Annotated in this window: 18 protein-coding genes and 1 pseudogene; 11 read left to right on the top strand and 8 right to left on the bottom strand. The window is 57.0% G+C overall.

Annotation, left to right across the window (positions count from 1 at the left end; genetic code table 11):
* Positions 1 to 5 precede the first annotated feature (5 nt).
* The gene (locus tag C5J26_RS31890; RefSeq protein WP_105405415.1) at positions 6 to 245 is read right to left on the bottom strand and encodes a DUF982 domain-containing protein; all 240 of its coding nucleotides are present in this window, start codon (positions 243 to 245) and stop codon (positions 6 to 8) included.
* Positions 246 to 761: 516 nt separating this feature from the next.
* On the opposite strand from C5J26_RS31890, the gene C5J26_RS31885 reads away from it, so the two are divergent.
* The 5 genes from C5J26_RS31885 to C5J26_RS33020 all read left to right on the top strand — a co-directional run bounded on the left by C5J26_RS31885 (position 762) and on the right by C5J26_RS33020 (position 3,974).
* Positions 762 to 1,178, top strand: coding sequence for a hypothetical protein (locus C5J26_RS31885; protein ID WP_105405414.1), 417 nt, complete (start codon positions 762 to 764; stop codon positions 1,176 to 1,178).
* Positions 1,179 to 1,376: 198 nt separating this feature from the next.
* Positions 1,377 to 1,802 carry a hypothetical protein gene (locus C5J26_RS31880; RefSeq protein ID WP_172746222.1) on the top strand — a complete coding sequence of 142 codons (426 nt, stop codon included), beginning with the start codon at positions 1,377 to 1,379 and terminating at the stop codon, positions 1,800 to 1,802.
* Positions 1,803 to 1,974: 172 nt separating this feature from the next.
* Positions 1,975 to 2,487, top strand: a complete 513-nt coding sequence (locus tag C5J26_RS31875) for an invasion associated locus B family protein (protein ID WP_105405412.1) — start codon at positions 1,975 to 1,977, stop codon at positions 2,485 to 2,487.
* Positions 2,488 to 2,697: 210 nt separating this feature from the next.
* Positions 2,698 to 3,000, top strand: coding sequence for a hypothetical protein (locus tag C5J26_RS31870; protein WP_105405411.1), 303 nt, complete (start codon positions 2,698 to 2,700; stop codon positions 2,998 to 3,000).
* Between the two features lie 722 nt (positions 3,001 to 3,722).
* The gene (locus tag C5J26_RS33020; RefSeq protein WP_172746221.1) at positions 3,723 to 3,974 is read left to right on the top strand and encodes a hypothetical protein; all 252 of its coding nucleotides are present in this window, start codon (positions 3,723 to 3,725) and stop codon (positions 3,972 to 3,974) included.
* A gap of 45 nt (positions 3,975 to 4,019) precedes the next feature.
* Here C5J26_RS33020 and C5J26_RS31860 read toward each other — a convergent pair whose 3' ends face one another.
* Positions 4,020 to 4,361 (bottom strand): hypothetical protein, encoded by a 342-nt coding sequence (locus C5J26_RS31860; RefSeq protein ID WP_105405409.1) that lies wholly within the window; start codon positions 4,359 to 4,361, stop codon positions 4,020 to 4,022.
* A 616-nt stretch (positions 4,362 to 4,977) separates the two neighbouring features.
* Here C5J26_RS31860 and C5J26_RS31855 point away from each other — a divergent pair.
* Entirely contained in the window at positions 4,978 to 5,397 is a 420-nt protein-coding gene (locus C5J26_RS31855; RefSeq protein WP_245441352.1) for a MarR family winged helix-turn-helix transcriptional regulator, read from the top strand.
* A gap of 34 nt (positions 5,398 to 5,431) precedes the next feature.
* On the opposite strand, the gene C5J26_RS31850 is transcribed toward C5J26_RS31855, so the two are convergent.
* The 6 genes from C5J26_RS31850 to rnk all read right to left on the bottom strand — a co-directional run bounded on the left by C5J26_RS31850 (position 5,432) and on the right by rnk (position 10,437).
* Positions 5,432 to 5,854 (bottom strand): hypothetical protein, encoded by a 423-nt coding sequence (locus tag C5J26_RS31850; RefSeq protein ID WP_172746220.1) that lies wholly within the window; start codon positions 5,852 to 5,854, stop codon positions 5,432 to 5,434.
* A 474-nt stretch (positions 5,855 to 6,328) separates the two neighbouring features.
* Positions 6,329 to 6,535, bottom strand: a complete 207-nt coding sequence (locus C5J26_RS31845) for a hypothetical protein (protein ID WP_105405406.1) — start codon at positions 6,533 to 6,535, stop codon at positions 6,329 to 6,331.
* A gap of 827 nt (positions 6,536 to 7,362) precedes the next feature.
* Complete coding sequence (locus tag C5J26_RS31840) at positions 7,363 to 8,130, bottom strand: pseudouridine synthase (protein ID WP_105405405.1); 768 nt, start codon at positions 8,128 to 8,130, stop codon at positions 7,363 to 7,365.
* Positions 8,131 to 8,171: 41 nt separating this feature from the next.
* Complete coding sequence (locus C5J26_RS31835) at positions 8,172 to 9,065, bottom strand: DMT family transporter (RefSeq protein WP_206051247.1); 894 nt, start codon at positions 9,063 to 9,065, stop codon at positions 8,172 to 8,174.
* 37 nt (positions 9,066 to 9,102) lie between these two features.
* Positions 9,103 to 9,390, bottom strand: coding sequence for a helix-turn-helix transcriptional regulator (locus C5J26_RS31830; protein ID WP_245441354.1), 288 nt, complete (start codon positions 9,388 to 9,390; stop codon positions 9,103 to 9,105).
* 627 nt (positions 9,391 to 10,017) lie between these two features.
* Positions 10,018 to 10,437 (bottom strand): nucleoside diphosphate kinase regulator, encoded by a 420-nt coding sequence (gene rnk, locus C5J26_RS31825; protein WP_245441351.1) that lies wholly within the window; start codon positions 10,435 to 10,437, stop codon positions 10,018 to 10,020.
* Positions 10,438 to 10,808: 371 nt separating this feature from the next.
* Between rnk and gdhA the strand changes: the two are divergent.
* The 5 genes and pseudogenes from gdhA (at position 10,809) to C5J26_RS31805 (ending at position 14,430) form a co-directional block, all read left to right on the top strand.
* Positions 10,809 to 12,156, top strand: a pseudogene (gene gdhA, locus C5J26_RS31820) (NADP-specific glutamate dehydrogenase).
* A 348-nt stretch (positions 12,157 to 12,504) separates the two neighbouring features.
* Complete coding sequence (locus C5J26_RS31815) at positions 12,505 to 12,891, top strand: GreA/GreB family elongation factor (protein ID WP_245441349.1); 387 nt, start codon at positions 12,505 to 12,507, stop codon at positions 12,889 to 12,891.
* Positions 12,892 to 13,060: 169 nt separating this feature from the next.
* Complete coding sequence (locus C5J26_RS31810) at positions 13,061 to 13,570, top strand: hypothetical protein (protein WP_105405402.1); 510 nt, start codon at positions 13,061 to 13,063, stop codon at positions 13,568 to 13,570.
* Positions 13,567 to 13,806: a hypothetical protein gene (locus tag C5J26_RS33015; protein ID WP_172746219.1), complete on the top strand. Its 240-nt coding sequence runs from the start codon at positions 13,567 to 13,569 to the stop codon at positions 13,804 to 13,806. Before C5J26_RS31810 ends, C5J26_RS33015 begins: the two co-directional genes overlap by 4 nt.
* A 99-nt stretch (positions 13,807 to 13,905) precedes the next feature.
* A complete protein-coding gene (locus tag C5J26_RS31805; protein ID WP_105405401.1) occupies positions 13,906 to 14,430 on the top strand; it encodes a transcription elongation factor GreAB in 525 nt (174 codons plus the stop codon).
* Positions 14,431 to 15,178: the final 748 nt, after the last annotated feature.

Genomic DNA, 15,178 nt, shown 5'->3' with positions numbered 1-15,178 from the left:
TTTTATCACGTGATTTGTGCCTCCTTCAGCGCCAGGCCGAAGCAGGCCCTGGCGTCTTCGATCGACAGACGGCCATCCATGGCTGCGAGCATTGCCAGTTGGGCCTTCGCGAACTGCGAACCCTTCACCACGGGCCAGCACACATTCTGACCGCCCCGCGAATCCATGAAACCATATGCTTCAAATGGGCCGCGAATGACGATCCCACAGGCGAAAAATGGAGGGTCCCAGAATACTGTTCTCATGAAATGCCCCTTCCCGGAATGGAAAGGTAGTCAGATTTTTCGCATCTGACAAAGCGGAAATGTCGTATCCATCCGTTCATCGGCAAAAGAAGGGGAGTGACATGCAAGGGGAGCCGTCCGGAACCCCGAGGAAATCAGGCGAAAATAAGGATCTCTGTCCACCCAATCACAATGACGTGTTTAGGTTTTGGACGTCGTCGCACAAAGACTTCCCAAATGAACACCAGTAAATACTTTCCTGCGATTCTCCTTTGGGACAGATCCAGAACAGTGAGCAAGCTGAGCTTACACCAAAGGAGGGTCATCTGCGTGGTCGCGAGCTATATGACTGGCCAACAGTGCTCACTTCATGCGTCAACCTCGGCCCAAAACTCAAGATCCGCCATTTGTTGCTTAGAAGAGAGATAAGATGTTTCTGACAGCCGCGGGCGATCAACGTTTTGTGATCAATGCCGAGGTTGCCTCGAAAGGCTATTTTTATATCATGCCATGACAAAATACGTGGGGAGAACAGCTATGCTAGCTTTCGGAGATGGTGGACGCTCTTCGTTTCGTCCGTCCAAAATCCTGTGGCTTTGGTCGCTGGTCGGCGCATCGGTACTGACGATGATCGTTGGCTTCACCTGGGGAGGCTGGACGACATCGGCGCGCGTGCGAGAGATGAATATGGTCGCAGCGCGGGATGCGCGGGCCGATCTGGTCGCCGACATATGCGTCCACGACTTCATAAGCGCGAGCAATGCCGAGCAAAAGCTGCAGGCCCTCAAGGCCACATCGTCCTGGGAACGCGAGAATTTCATCAAGGAGGGCGGCTGGACAAAGGTCGCCGGGATCGAGGGGCCTGTTATCAATGCGGCAAATAATTGCGCGGAACAACTGATGGAAATGAAAGAGCTTCCGCAACCGACCTCATCGGCGGTGACGGACAGTTAACCTTCGAGTGGATGTGATGAGATGTCCAGTCGAACCAGGCCCGCCTGAAATGACTTCGGGCGGGCCTAACGGGGATCGATGTCGCGGCAGGCTGCGCAGTGGCCTATTTGTTGGGTTTGTGGAGCGACGCACCACTTCAATGCTCAAATGTTTTACACAATTCCCGTCTCCGTCAGGAGCCGACGCGAGGAGCTAGGATTGCAAACCGAGGATTTTGAGGAAACGGCTGCCGAGATCCACTCTGCGCCATACAATCCGAAGCCGTTTCACAAGCACATGATGAGCCCCTCCAGCGAAGCGACGCTTCGAGTCAATTCGATCACCATCAATGGGATTTGGTGCGAGGTTGTAAAGGCTGACCAGCAGTCGCTGCTGGGCACCGTCGCATTCATCGGCCGCGGCGATCCCCTTTTGTGCAATCGAGACCCGAGCGAATTCACCAATACAACACTAGGGGCGGAGATCACACTCAGGGCCGTGACCGATGGGCGCGGACTGCGAAAGACGGATGTCCTGCCGTGGACAATCAACCGGCATCCGGCGGCAAACCTCTCACAAAATATCGCTTCAGATTTATGTAACATTGACTTAGCTGCGCGGGCCACTGACGTGCCTGCCGAGTAGGGGGCCGCCAAAGTCTCCGACGTTATTCGATGGCTTCGATTGGGATGCGTCAGCCCACGAAAGCGTATTTGGTCTAGTCCCCGACACTGCCACTGCAGCGCCCGATTTAGGTGGAGCGCCGTCCGCGGCCGACTTGGCCTCAACCTCTATTTAATCCAGCCATGGAGATGAGATGTCCCTCAAAGCATTCGCGCTCGCCGTTTTTGCCCTCGCTGCAATCGGTCCAGCATCGGCAAATGCGCGGCCCGGCTCCGCGCCTACGATGATCAAAACGTTTGGAGCTTGGGGTCTCTATTCGTATTCAACAGATGGCCGGAAACACTGCTATGCACTCTCCACGCCACAGGAGGCTCGGCCGGCAAATGTCGATCACGGCAACAACTATATCCTGGTGGCCCCAGACCCAAGGGCCGGCAGCTACTATCCGCAAGCTGTCATGGGCTATGACGTGCTCGGCGGCTCAGAGATAACGGTGGCGGTCGATGGCCGAAATTTTTCGATGACGTCGAAAGGGAATTCTGCCTGGACGAAGAACGCGAGCGACGACGCGGTCCTGGTTGCGGCGATGAAATCCGCCACCTCAATGACGTTGAGCGCAATCTCGAAACGAGGCACGCGAACGAATTACAAGTACGCACTCGCGGGCATAACAGCGGCGCTTACAGCAGCTGCAAAGTGTAGCTGAACTCGATCGGCTACCGATCACGCGGTGACGTTTCAGCGTGCTCTACTCGATGCCAATCGAGAAATCGACCGATCCCGCCCCCTCACGGCGCGATAACACTCCTGTGTCCGCCTCTATCTTTTTACGTTTATCATGTCATGATATATTTTGATGAGCGATCAAAAAGAATCGCGGGTTGAAAGCTAGCTTAAAAAGCCGGGGAGGGTGCAGATGAAGGATATTGCAGAAGTTGCCAAGTTGACGCTGCTGCTTGAGCGAATCCTAAGGGAACGCGGGCTTCTGGATCAGGAACAGTTCGATGTGACGGCGTTGCCGGTTGATCTCCAGAAGAGGATGGGCCGCCTCATCGAGAACGCCTCCGAGCTGCAGGGTCTCTTGAGGATTGGCCACGCTGCTCGTCTTGGTGAAGCACTTTCTCCGCCCGTTCTTGAGGCAACCCGCGTCATGGTTCAGGAAGTGTGCGAGGCATTGTTGGACCGTGATAAAATTCAGATTGAAAGCACGGTGCATTAGTGGGGCATGGCTATGTCGATGTCATCCCCCGCACGGGGTTCTGTGCAGGCTGGTTTGCTTGCCGCTGTTTTTTCAATCGTGACTTTCTCATATGCCGTTGCTGGCGAAACGTCGAACTGCGCGGACGCCGCCAAGAGCGCGATGGTTCGAACCCCTGGGCAGATCTTGTCGGTCAGATCCGGGTGTGGTCGGTGTGTCGTTGTTTTTCTCATGCACCGTGAAGGGCAACGGCCGAAGAGGGTGGTGCTAGATTTCACGAACGAAATGAGTTCCTCCCACGGTGCCAAATCGAAGCAACCTGCCCTGGGTCAAATCCGAGCAATGAGCGATTGAGGCATTTGCATCTTCATCAGGAGTGACGAAGCTTGTTGAACGGGGCCTTCGAATTTTACTTTTCAAAAAGTGGAGGTACTTGGACCGGGCTAATGGGCGGTGCAGCCTTGCTGGTTCTTGCCTTGATGCTGATATGGGCAGGCAGCGCGGAGGCCGCGCCACCAAACCACCCGCAGAGACCACCTGCGTTGAAGGCTAAACAGGCCACCTATATTACCGACGTGACAGGCAAGCGCGTTCGAATCGTTGGTCCACGCTTCTATCCAAACCCCACGAAAAGCCTAGCATTTCCCGGTCGCGGCGCGAGCCCGCCGGACCGGCAAAACCCCTAGCGACAGTAGGCGCAGCGTGTTGAGGGGTCGGCGCGAAAGCACAAGGAGGTGTAATTGATGAATCGACGCGAAGAAACAAGAGCGGCAGTCATAAACTATCTCCGATCTATCCATGCGTCGCCCGCCGCGCCTGTCAACCTGCACCACCTGACAGTCGCCCTGGCCAAGGCGAACTTTACTCAGGAGGAGATCGTAAGAGCATTGTTCTGGCTGGAAGCGGATCGCGTCCTGGAGCTGATGCAAGGCAATCTTGTCCGTGTCATGCATTTCATGACAGTCGATGAAGATGCGCCGGCTTCGACGCGCTGATGATTTAACGTTCACGGGCCTCGCCTGGCCCAGTAAGATCAATTTCTAATTCTGTTCGAGAACCATGACTTGCTCGATTTGCGCCGACCATCGCTTCCCTTTCTGAGTTACAAAGAAAAAGGTCGCAGGCTTGGTCCTCCGTATCCAGCGGAAGAGACGGGTCGGCTGCCTTACACTGTCAACAGCGCCGGCCGCGACAAGAGTTGCGACGGCATCGGCAATCGCGTCATCGGCAGCTCTCACGTGAGCGGACAGCTCGGCCCAGGTGAACGGAGCGGTGCAGTAGATCTCTCCACGGTGGAAAACTTGCATTCGCCGATCGCGATGTCCGCGACCGATTACTCCGAGCAGTTGCTTCTCGACCCCGTTGAGTTCCGAAATTGCCACGGCAACCTCCTCTCTTGTCGGCGTCTCATCAGGGTTTAATCCCACCGTTCTCAGTGGTTGAGTAAGGTGGGACACCAGCGGGCAAAACGAACCCACTTGGTCCCCCGCCTCCGCCGACGTCACTTGAACGAGAGTGTACCGAAGTTTTTGTCACCCCGGAAACCATCGCTTATCCCGTGGGTTAGATGTCATGAAGCGCCATCGATGCCCTATTGCCAAGTTGACCGATGAACGAGCGGCTTTTTTTCGAGTGAAGCCAGATCGTGTAAGGGCCACTTGATAGGAGCAGATTTTGACGTAGCGGTCGAATTCAGCGTCGGACACCCTGGATTGACGGGCCACACGGCTCACATCACACCCGCACTCATTGAGCGCGGGTAGCAGTTCTACTCCGCATCCGGCTGAAACACTTCCTACTTTCAAAAGCCCCCTCTTACCGTCGCCGCCAAGACAATCTATGATTCGCGCGCGCGACAGCGGACATCGTGCTCGAGGCGGACCATGCACAATCCGCCGCGCGCACGCGAACCGTCCTCCCCAACGCGGACACCGAAATTATATATCATGGCGTGATTCAATAAAAGGTTTTTGAATGCCGAGTGCAGAAGAAGTTGACTTGAAAAAGGAACTGCCCCCTGACTTGTACGGCGCGCTCGCCGGATTCCGGCTCGCATTGCGTCGTTTCCTGGCACTCAGCGAAGCAGCACTTGCGGAGGCCGAGGTCACATCACAGCAATACCAGGCAATGCTGGTGATCAAGACGGCGGCCGGTGGGCGCATTATGATGAGGGAACTGTCAGAGCAGATGTTGATGCACCCTCACGGTGCAGTACAGCTGGTCGACCGCCTCTCGTTGGCTGGTCTGGCAAACCGAATGCCCTCCGAAAATGACAGACGAAGTGTCTTGATCGGATTGACGCCGAGAGGGGAGGGCCTCCTTGAGGCGCTCGCAAGAATCCACGTCGAAGGCTTGTTGGCCAATCAGCCTTTGCTCGTCGAGTCGCTGTCGAAACTGCGCGACCTGGCTGAGATCTAATAGTGCGAGACGGCGAACTCTGGAAGAGGTTTGATCAGAAGGGTAGCATCTGGTCCCGGACAACCGGGATATGGGCGGTGGCCAGCGTGAGGGGAGCAAGCCACAATGCGGTAATGACACTTCCAAGCAGCCAGAAGATCGTGTCGAAATTCACGCTGGAGCGTTGTTTCGACCATCGCGAGGCGTCGGGATTTTGGGAGAGCTTCCAGGTCACGCCTGCAAAGAAGATGGCGCTGAGCAGGCTCCCGAAGATAGCCACGAAGTAGAAGGTGATGGTCACGAGTCCGGCGGCGAATTTTATGCCGAAGGGATCAGCGCCCTGGCTCAAAACCGCGACACCCGTTGCCCCAACGAATATGCATACAGGCGCTAACGGCCACCAGAGAACAAGCCAGCCGAAGGCATCCTCCATACCTCGTGCGGCCGCTTTCAATGCCATCGAAACACGATTGGTCACGCCAGCATCCTCGCAACTTCTTGCGGTTCACCACTGCAGCCCGCTAAAAAGAGGGCTATGCGTCCTCGACGTATTCTACATCATCCGATGTCATGGTTTAAGGAGGTTTGCGTTCAAATGCCCGCGATCTCGGGGCTTTAGGCGGGTTGGTCCATCGAAGGCCGTTGGCCGAGTGTGATGAACGGCTGACATCGTTGAACGTCACATCGAGCTTAATAACGGGGGCTCGGCACCTCGTCGGCCGGCTTGCACCATAGGGGCAAGTATCGCTTGTCGATGATGCACATTCCGCGGTGTCCCCAGAACAGCTGGAGAGTTCGCGCATCTTGGGCGGACCTGGATTCCGGACGTCGCAGATCGAGCCGATGTCGGTCGTGACAATGGAAGGAATTCGGATATCAGGCTGCCCTCATCTGAGGTGTTCCTCTTAGAACGAAGGGTCGATGACGCATGCGTCGGATGGTGAACGCAAAATCAGACGTCGGAGGGGTTAAGAGCGCCCCGAGGCGGCCCCATCGATTTTTCCAAACCGAAAAGACCGCCGCGCTCGCGGTCGGCGATCATCTCTTTCAGTTGCCGGATCTGGTTTGGATAATATTCGTCCCCAGTACGGCGCCATTTCTTCTCCAGACTGCGAACTGCGCTGTGCAGCACTCGCAGTTCATCGTCGATGTTTGACATGACTAGCCTCCACATCCAGAACCTAAGTCAACGGCCAAAAAATACCACTCCTTCGCTAGTCGCCTTTGATATGTAAGGGAATGGAAGGGCTGCGTGGAGGCATAAGCGGTAGCAGTTCGTGATAGACGGAAAATCATTCTCATGGCTACCCGCTGATTGTTCCCACTGCACCAACTCGATTGTGTATGCCGTATTATCATCGGTAGGGACGGGTATGCCAGTCTGAAGAGGCTTAGCAAGATTTGATCCGCAGCCGTCTCTGACGCCCAGGAAGAAGGGTTTGCCGGCTATATCAGGGGCGGGTCTAGCCGAGGAGGCTCAGCGGTGAGAACACAGGGATCCACGTTGGTACCAAACTCTTGAGGGCGCCGGATAGAAGTGCCAGGATCTGGATCGGAGACATTTCGAAAAAATTTCTACTGCGACCGCTGCGATAAACGACGCGGAGTTTGCGGGTGACCGGGTCATAAATCCCGCACGCTATACGTCTTCCAAACACATAAAAATGCTGTTCATTGTTTTCCATGCAGCAAACCTCTGAGGCCAGCCTATCTGGACCTGTCCTTGGGGCGATCGCAATTGAAACTCGCGCTCTTGGTTGACTGTTAAGGTTACGACTGCGGAAGCGAACACCAAAGGAGTTGCCTCAGCTCATTCCCGACAATCACTGCATTTGAAGCAAGTTGTCCCGTGGCACCGCAGCCATTCTCCTGGTCTGGACCATCCTGCCGGCGTTCAGCGGCGTAGGAGATTGCTCCCTAACAGCAAGATGACTACGATCAGGAAGACCGCTGGCGCTGTGACTACCGCATTTCTTCAAAGCCTCGTTAACCAGCAAGGACGGGCAACCCAACACGACGCCGCAGGCTCTCGATTTCGATGTCATTGAGGCAACGATACTCGCCCTTGTTCAGAGAACCGAGACTCAAAGTGTCGATACCGACTCTCACGAGCCTCTGACACTCGAAACCGAGAGCCTCCACCATCCTTCGGATCTGCCGATTGCGTCCCTCACGCAGCTCCACTTCGAGCCACACGTTCTTTTCCGCGGACCTGAGGATGCGCGCAGATGATGCGGTCAGGCTTTCTCCGCGATCCGCGATGCCGGCTACCATCTGGTCCATATCGGTCTCGGTCGGCTTCCCCGAGACCCGGACATGGTAAATTTTCCTGACGTTTGTTTTCGGGTCGAGAAGACGGTGTGCGAGCACAGTGTCATTGGTGAATAGAAGCAGCCCTTCACTCGCCTTGTCCAGGCGACCGACAGGGGAGATATGTGAAGTATTGAGGGCCCTGAGGCAGCTAAACACCGTATCTCGGCCGCCGGGATCGTTCCGAGTGGTTATCAGGCCGCGGGGCTTGTTTAGCACTACGTAGGATTTCGCTGCCCTGCGCACCGACGCGCCATCGACTGCGAGCACGTCGAGATCAAAGTCGATCCAGATGCGGCAGTCTCTCGCTCTGGTACCATTTATCCTAACCCGGCCCTCGTTGATCAAGGTTTCGGCTTGTGTCCGCGAGCAGTAGCCGAGTTTTGACATCGCCCGGGAGAGAGTGACCCGTCTGCCGCTTGGTGTGCCGCTATGCTTTTTCATCTTTGGATAACACGCAAAAAAAGGAGATCGAATAGAGCGCGTTAGCGGGAGCGAGCCCGCTCAGCGAGAACGGCCCGGTAATTCGAGAGCAGGATGATCCCGCCACCAAATAGAACCCAGAGGTCGATAGCCTCACCGTAGGCGTAGTACCCGACCACCGCTGCGAAAGGGACCCTCAGGAAGTCGATCGGCATGACCACAGACGCTTCCAATCTCTTGAGCGCTTGCGCCTGGCAGTAATGCGCGCTGAGCGCACCAAGCCCCGCAACTAGCATCCAAGGGACGTCGCTGAGATGCACGTCATGCCAGTCGGTGAGAGCTGCAATCAATCCCAGTGGAGCCTGGATTAGGATCATCCAAACCACGATGGCGCCAGGAGAGCAGTCACGGGTCAGCCGCTTTACGAAAATCAGCGAGAGCCCGTATCCAGCAGCGGCGATCAGGACAAGGCCGGCAGCCGGATCGACCATTGCGGTTCCCGGTCGAACAATGACGAGCACACCTATGAATCCCCCGATGGTGGCAAGAATGCGTGGAGCCGAAAGCCTCTCCTTCAACAGCATCCATGCAAAGAGCGCCACCCAGATTGGCATGGTGAATTCCAGCGCGAAGACCGAGGCAAGTGGCAGCATGACAATGCCGATCGTCCAGAAATACTGAGCACAAAAGTGCACCACATTTCGGAGGACATGAAGCTTCACAAGCTTCATTTTCCGGATCTCGGGCAACAGCATTCGTCCGACCGCCAAAATCACAATGAGGCCGACCAGTGCTCTGAAGAAGAGGACCTGTCGGATTGAGAGGGTCGCGGCCAGTTCACGCGAACCGACGGACATTCCGATGAAGGACGCCATGCTGAACGCCATCCAGATCAGCCCCTGGCCGAAGCTTTTCCGCACTTCAACATCCGCGGAAGGAAGGTTTGTAGCAGTCATTCTGTGGCTCCGGGTCAGGCGGATCAAGGTCGATGGACTAGAAGATGGCTTTCAGAAGCTCTGCCTGCGACCCGGGGGAGTCACATTCGAACTTCCAGATGCCGAAGCCTACCTCCGGAAGCTGCATAAGTATCAACCCCTCGCGTTCAAAGGTGGCAGTGATCAGCGATGCGGTACGCCGGTGAATGACGTGCCTGCAGCTCTCGTAGTCCCGTACTGTTGACCGGGAGACAGTCGATCGCTTCGCCAGATCTTCCTGGGTCCAATCGAGCGCCCCCCGTGCCGCGCGGCACAGTGCAGGCGAAAGAGCGGGGAGACCGGTCAGGGTGACGCCTTGCTTCTGACGACCGCGGCCCGCAATCTTCAACTCGTCGGGCGCAAGATGGATCTGGTCCTGAACGAAAATTCTCGATGGCGCAACAGCCGTGTTCCTATCCTTACATGGCATGTCGAAGTTCCTTGGACGACCGGGGGATGGGGTCGGTACCCGGCGAAGCTGCTCCCACAGTCCGGGTCGGCGGCGGGTGAGCACACCACGGACATCGCGTTGCTGCACGAGGCAGTTTTCGGTAGCAGGCATAACAGCAGTATCGGTTGCTGGCGGGCGGCATATCAAGCTCCTCTGCCGGAGGGGACCGGCTAACAAAACCAACGTTTATTTGGAAATCGTGCGTTTGCCCCGAAACGCCCACGGCTTACGGCCGGGCGGCGCTCGGGGTGGAGCCATGTGCTTGAGATCTGCTGCTCGAAGCCGATATGATTTCTGCCTTGGTCATGTCTGATAATTGGATCCTTGAACGACGGACACAAGAGCGGGGGACATTCCGCCGCACTCAGGGGTTGCCGCTGAAGTCGGCCTTCCAACAGAAATGCAATGTCGGCGCGCGCAGACCTGCACAACAGTGACCGCAGGCCACGCGTTCTGCGCCTCCGCAATCGACAAGTGTGCTCGTCAGGCGGCGCTGGAAGCGACGTGAGGTTCGACGAAGGTCACCGTCAGCCTGTGAACGTGGCCGTCACGACCGTTCCAGTTGATCGACTGCCCCGGCGAGAGTCCCAGAAGGGCGACGCCGATCGGGGTCATCACATTCACCATCGATCGCTCAATGTCAGCTTCGCCTGGAAAGCAGAGCGTAACCGTCCGCGTCTGCCCATTTTCCGTCTCGTAAGAAACGGTGGAACCAATCCCGACGGCTTCTGTCGGAAAGATATTGTCGTCCACGACCGCCGCCCGCTCAAGTTCCGCGAGCAGCTCGTCGGCTACGTCGAGGTCGCGACCAGGCGCCGCCATGGCGAGCGAAATGAGGCGGGTGTGCTCGGTTTGGCGCACGATGATAGACGGCTTGGTGCCGAGAGTTGGGATCATTTCCATTTGTCATGCCTCTTCGCGCAGCCTTGGAGCCGCGCTGTCATGGTTTAGTTTAGTGCCGTGAAGGGGAGTCGCGCAGAAAGCCAGCGAACAGGAGTATGACGATCCCAGGGTTCAGGTGCGCGACAGCAACGAAAGACCCTGGGCTAGTGTCCTGCGATAGAACACGCCCGGCGGAGGCGACAGCAATGTAAGCGCGAAATATTCGTCATGGTCAATAGATCATGCCGTTCCTGAAGCGGAAGTCAAGGCCGATCCAATAGCATCAGAACTCGGCAGATGACGCGCCAAAAAAGGGGTTCACTTACCGCGGCTGTTCCGGTATGGCGCCCGCGCCGATCGCAATCATGCGGATGTGGCTTAGGAGAAAAATCTTGAATGTCGATGAGAAGCTGGAACCAATTCTAACTGAAGTTTTGCGGCGTAACGGCGGTGAACACGAGTTCCATCAAGCCGTGCGGGAAGTGCTCGAAAGCCTGGGGCGGGTGATTGCCAAACATCCCCGCTACGCCGAAAACGCTCTGATCGAGCGTATTTGCGAGCCGGAGCGACAGATAATCTTCCGCGTGCCCTGGGTGGATGATACCGGGCAAGTGCAGATAAACCGGGGCTTCAGGGTGCAGTTCAATTCAGCGCTTGGCCCCTATAAGGGCGGCATCCGCTTCCACCCTTCGGTAAATGTCGGGATCATCAAATTTCTCGGCTTCGAACAGACCTTCAAGAATGCGTTGACCGGAATGCCTATCGGCGGCGGCAAGGGCGGGTCCGATTTCAACCCAAGGGGCCGTTCGGACGGAGAAATCATGAGGTTCTGCCAGTCCTTCATGACCGAGCTTCACAGACACCTTGGTGAATACACCGATGTCCCCGCGGGTGATATCGGCGTGGGAGGCCGGGAAATCGGCTACATGTTCGGCCAATACAAGCGCCTCACCAACCGTTACGAAGCCGGTGTTCTGACGGGTAAGGCGCTGTTCCATGGAGGCTCGCGAGCCCGTAGAGAGGCGACTGGCTACGGAGCGACCTACTTTGTCCAGCGCATGCTTGCAACCCGAGGGCTGGAGTTCGACGGAAGGCGTGTGACAGTCTCAGGCTCTGGAAACGTCGCAATCTACACGATGGAGAAAGTCGCTGAATTTGGGGGGCGCATCGTCGCATGCTCCGACTCGAACGGCTACGTGGTCGATGAAGACGGCATTGATTTCGGCCTGGTCAAGGAGATCAAAGAGATCAGGCGGGAGCGGATCTCTGAGTATGCAAAACGGAAGGGGTCACGCGTCCGCTACGTTGAAGGCGGCTCCATATGGGACATCCCTTGCGACGTGGCAATGCCATCGGCAACCCAGAATGAACTGACCGGCAAGGACGCGCGCGCCCTGGTGAAGAACGGCGTTGTGGCAGTAGGTGAGGGGGGCAAACATGCCCTCCACACCAGAGGCTGTCCGTCATTTCCAGGAGGCCGGTATCATGTTCGCGCCCGGCAAGGCCACGAACGCAGGCGGAGTTGCCACCTCGGCTCTGGAAATGCAGCAGAACGCCTCCCGTGACAGCTGGACCTTCGAGCAAACCGAGGCGCGTCTCGCAACGATTATGCAAGCGATCCATGACCGTTGCGCTGTCACTGCCGACGAGTACGGTGCCCCAGGCGATTACGTGCTGGGGGCCAATATTGCAGGCTTCGTTAGGGTCGCTGAAGCAATGGACGCTCTCGGCGTGATCTGATCCCTCAAGTCAGGAACGAAAGCCATCCGCTTTGGATGCGGCGGCGTGCCGCACTTCATGCACCCGAACGGATGGCTTGACTTCCGAGCTGCCAATGGCAATCTTAGGGTCATGCTGATCAATCACGACCTACTCCCGATCGAAGTGTTGCGGGTTTGCCCTATCGCAGGATCATAACCCGGATCCGGCCCTCGTCGCCTGCCGGATCCTGGGCGAAAAGAGTCAGCACCAGCGTTCACTGACGGCGCGACAATTCTTCCAGAACAGTCACCGCATGCATGGAGCCCCATGTCTGTAACGGAGGTTTCGCGAACAATGTCGCAAACTCATCCCTCTCCGAAGTATCAGATGTCCGTCGTCGGTGCATCGGATTACTCGTCACTCATTGACCTAGCTTACGCTGCCTTGTCGAAGGACTACGATGTCGCGGCTGAATTGGTTGGCAAGCTTGAGAAGAGCCTCGTCGTGCCTGACGGACAGGCACCACATGACGCTGTCCGTATTGGTTCCACCGTCACCTTCGAGGTCGAAGGCGGATCCCGCCGCACCATCAAGCTCGTCTATCCCGATAAGATCGACGTCATCTTGGCTAGAATATCGGTGCTGACTCCGATCGGGGTGGCACTCCTTGGCCTTCGCGAGGGGCAGTGCAGCCAGTGGTTCTCTCGTGACGGCCAAGCCCATCACCTGACCGTGGTTTGCGTTGTCCAGGAAGCCGCCGACCTGGTGCTCTAAATTCCATCGAACATCCGCAACCCTGAGGACACCAATGATCTTGCGCAACAGCAGACACAGAAAACACCGAGGAGGTTGTCTCACCGCAGGCCCGTAGCCCTGTGCCGCCCATCGGGGTCGGCACAGGGCGTTCCTGTTGAACCAACATGGACATCCAAGGAGACCTACGATGAATGCGTCCCATCTGCCTCTCATACTCTTCGACGAGGACACCGCTATCCTGCGCCGTTTGCTCGATGACACCACTGTGTTTCATCGGGCGAAGGCTTTGATACGACGTAAAATCGCAACAGCTCGTGTGGTTGACGCGTCGAGCCTTCCTGGAAATGTCGCGACGATCAACAGCCGAGTCGCCTTTCAAGTCGGAAGTGACCTGCCGACCACGGCGGATCTCGTAGACACCGTGCAGTCCATCAGGCTGTTCCAGGATATCATCCCGCTACGCAGCCTGGTGGGGCTCGCTATTCTAGGTCTCCAGGAAGGCGACGTTGCAGTCTTTGGTCCTCATCAAAACCCGAATGCGACGCTTTCACTCAAGCGGGTTCTCCACCAGCCGCAGCGGGGGCTAAGGGCGATCTTCGGATCCGCACTCTCGTCAGCGCCCTCGGGAGCCGCACGCGGTGCCGGCCCTTCAGGTAATTTCGAGCGAGCTGGGCTTGGGAACGAGGCAGCGCGATGACAAATCCTTCCTTCTCCAACAACAATCCTACCGGCGGAGCTATCCATGTTCAGCTCCACTACGACCACCTGAGCGGAACTGCACACGCGTGGTCGACCGTCTTCGACGGAGTACTACCCTCGCGCTATCCGAATCGCGAAGCTGCAGCCGATGCGGCTCGCACTGTGATCGCAAGGATCATTTCAAAGGACGACCCCAAGAAGCCCATGCGAGACATTCGTATTTGGCTGCGCTGACGCGGCCTACAGCATTGCGTAGCCAACAATGAGCATAGCAGGCCGGCGAGTTGCCCGCCTTTCTGTCACCTCCATGAATGTGTGCTGGAGAAATGAACTATGTCCAGGGAAGTCTTCTGCCAACTGACGACAGGAGATGCCAATGTCCTGATGTCGATGCTCGAACAGGAGGCCGACCGGCCGAGTCCGTTTTCGATCCTGCTTCGTGAGAAGCTGAATCATTCGGACGTATACTTTCGGGAGGATATACCCCCGAATGTGGTGACGATCGACACTCAGGTCGCTTTTACCGTCAACGGGTTGAGCATCGGACCGCAAATTCTTGTGCGGAACGCAGAAGGGCTACTTCCCAGTTTCGCTCTCTCGCTTCATTCGATGCGCGGCCTCGCGATACTCGGCCTCGCCGTCGGGCAAAAGACCGAGTTTTTAACGGACGACGGGCACTCTGAGGTACTTTCGGTCCAGCACATTCTGTTTCAGCCTGAGGCTGAAGCGCGCTTAAAGCAGCTCGGACAGCGTCTCATCGAACCGATCGACCATGCTCCGCAGGTGGTCAGCTTCCGGCCGCGGCCCAGGAGAGCCGTAGTTTCCCGTGACGATGATCCTGATCCCAGTGCTGCATGATAGGATGGATCCACCTGAGGGCCGCCGAAGGAATTCCCGCCGACGACGGACAATAGTAATACCAGCCGAAACTCTTGGTGAGCTTTAGAAGGAGCCGGGCTCCGGAATCGTGCCTTTCTGCTCCAAGAGCAACGGCATCCGCAGCGGTACGATGCCGGATTTCCTCATGTCGTCCCGCTTGAAGGTGTTGGTGGCCGCAATAGTGTGGATGGCATTGCGGCGGGCATAGGTGATCGCCGCGCGGAACTCTTCGCACCTGATGGTGCGCAGGATTGCTTTCCCCGCGGATGCGGCAATGGAAGGCGTCGTAGCTGTATGACCGCTTCGCGCATGGCCCCCGGCGTGCCGGTGGGGCCAATCAGTTCCACTTGCAAGTCTCACCCCGCGGCGCATTTGGCCCATCCGTCCGAATACCCCTGAAGCTTCGACAGGTGCGATTCCTCGCCATCGGACGTATTGCGCATCCGGTGGCCCGACCGGTAAGTTTTCGGATCTGTCCACTTCGCCCGGAGAGCCGCTTTCGGCTCGCCTTATCGCACAGACCATTAAGCACCTGGACAGAGCGGCGTTGCCATATCAGCACGCTGCTGTTCGTGCTTGGGCCTGAACGAGCGGTACACCGTAACCGGTGTTCTGCCCCCACATTGCCTGCCGCCGCCTGATCTGTGATCGACATTCCATGGATGAGCGACAAGGAGTTTCTCCATGGAGTCTACGTTGGAGGTTCTCACGAGGCGGCAGAGCCGTC

It is taken from the genome of Neorhizobium sp. T7_12, from assembly GCF_002968535.1.
Classification (GTDB): Bacteria; Pseudomonadota; Alphaproteobacteria; order Rhizobiales; family Rhizobiaceae; genus Neorhizobium; species Neorhizobium tomejilense.
The sequence above is the reverse complement of the archived record's forward strand: the minus strand, read 5'-3'. Positions and strand labels throughout refer to the sequence as shown.

Coding starts and splice junctions, on each gene's coding strand:
- C5J26_RS31890 (WP_105405415.1), bottom strand. CDS start 245: ATGAGAACAGTATTCTGGGACCCTCCATTTTTCGCCTGTGGGATCGTC.
- C5J26_RS31885 (WP_105405414.1), top strand. CDS start 762: ATGCTAGCTTTCGGAGATGGTGGACGCTCTTCGTTTCGTCCGTCCAAA.
- C5J26_RS31875 (WP_105405412.1), top strand. CDS start 1,975: ATGTCCCTCAAAGCATTCGCGCTCGCCGTTTTTGCCCTCGCTGCAATC.
- C5J26_RS31870 (WP_105405411.1), top strand. CDS start 2,698: ATGAAGGATATTGCAGAAGTTGCCAAGTTGACGCTGCTGCTTGAGCGA.
- C5J26_RS33020 (WP_172746221.1), top strand. CDS start 3,723: ATGAATCGACGCGAAGAAACAAGAGCGGCAGTCATAAACTATCTCCGA.
- C5J26_RS31845 (WP_105405406.1), bottom strand. CDS start 6,535: ATGTCAAACATCGACGATGAACTGCGAGTGCTGCACAGCGCAGTTCGC.
- C5J26_RS31840 (WP_105405405.1), bottom strand. CDS start 8,130: ATGAAAAAGCATAGCGGCACACCAAGCGGCAGACGGGTCACTCTCTCC.
- C5J26_RS31835 (WP_206051247.1), bottom strand. CDS start 9,065: ATGACTGCTACAAACCTTCCTTCCGCGGATGTTGAAGTGCGGAAAAGC.
- rnk (WP_245441351.1), bottom strand. CDS start 10,437: ATGGAAATGATCCCAACTCTCGGCACCAAGCCGTCTATCATCGTGCGC.
- C5J26_RS31815 (WP_245441349.1), top strand. CDS start 12,505: ATGTCCGTCGTCGGTGCATCGGATTACTCGTCACTCATTGACCTAGCT.
- C5J26_RS31810 (WP_105405402.1), top strand. CDS start 13,061: ATGAATGCGTCCCATCTGCCTCTCATACTCTTCGACGAGGACACCGCT.
- C5J26_RS33015 (WP_172746219.1), top strand. CDS start 13,567: ATGACAAATCCTTCCTTCTCCAACAACAATCCTACCGGCGGAGCTATC.
- C5J26_RS31805 (WP_105405401.1), top strand. CDS start 13,906: ATGTCCAGGGAAGTCTTCTGCCAACTGACGACAGGAGATGCCAATGTC.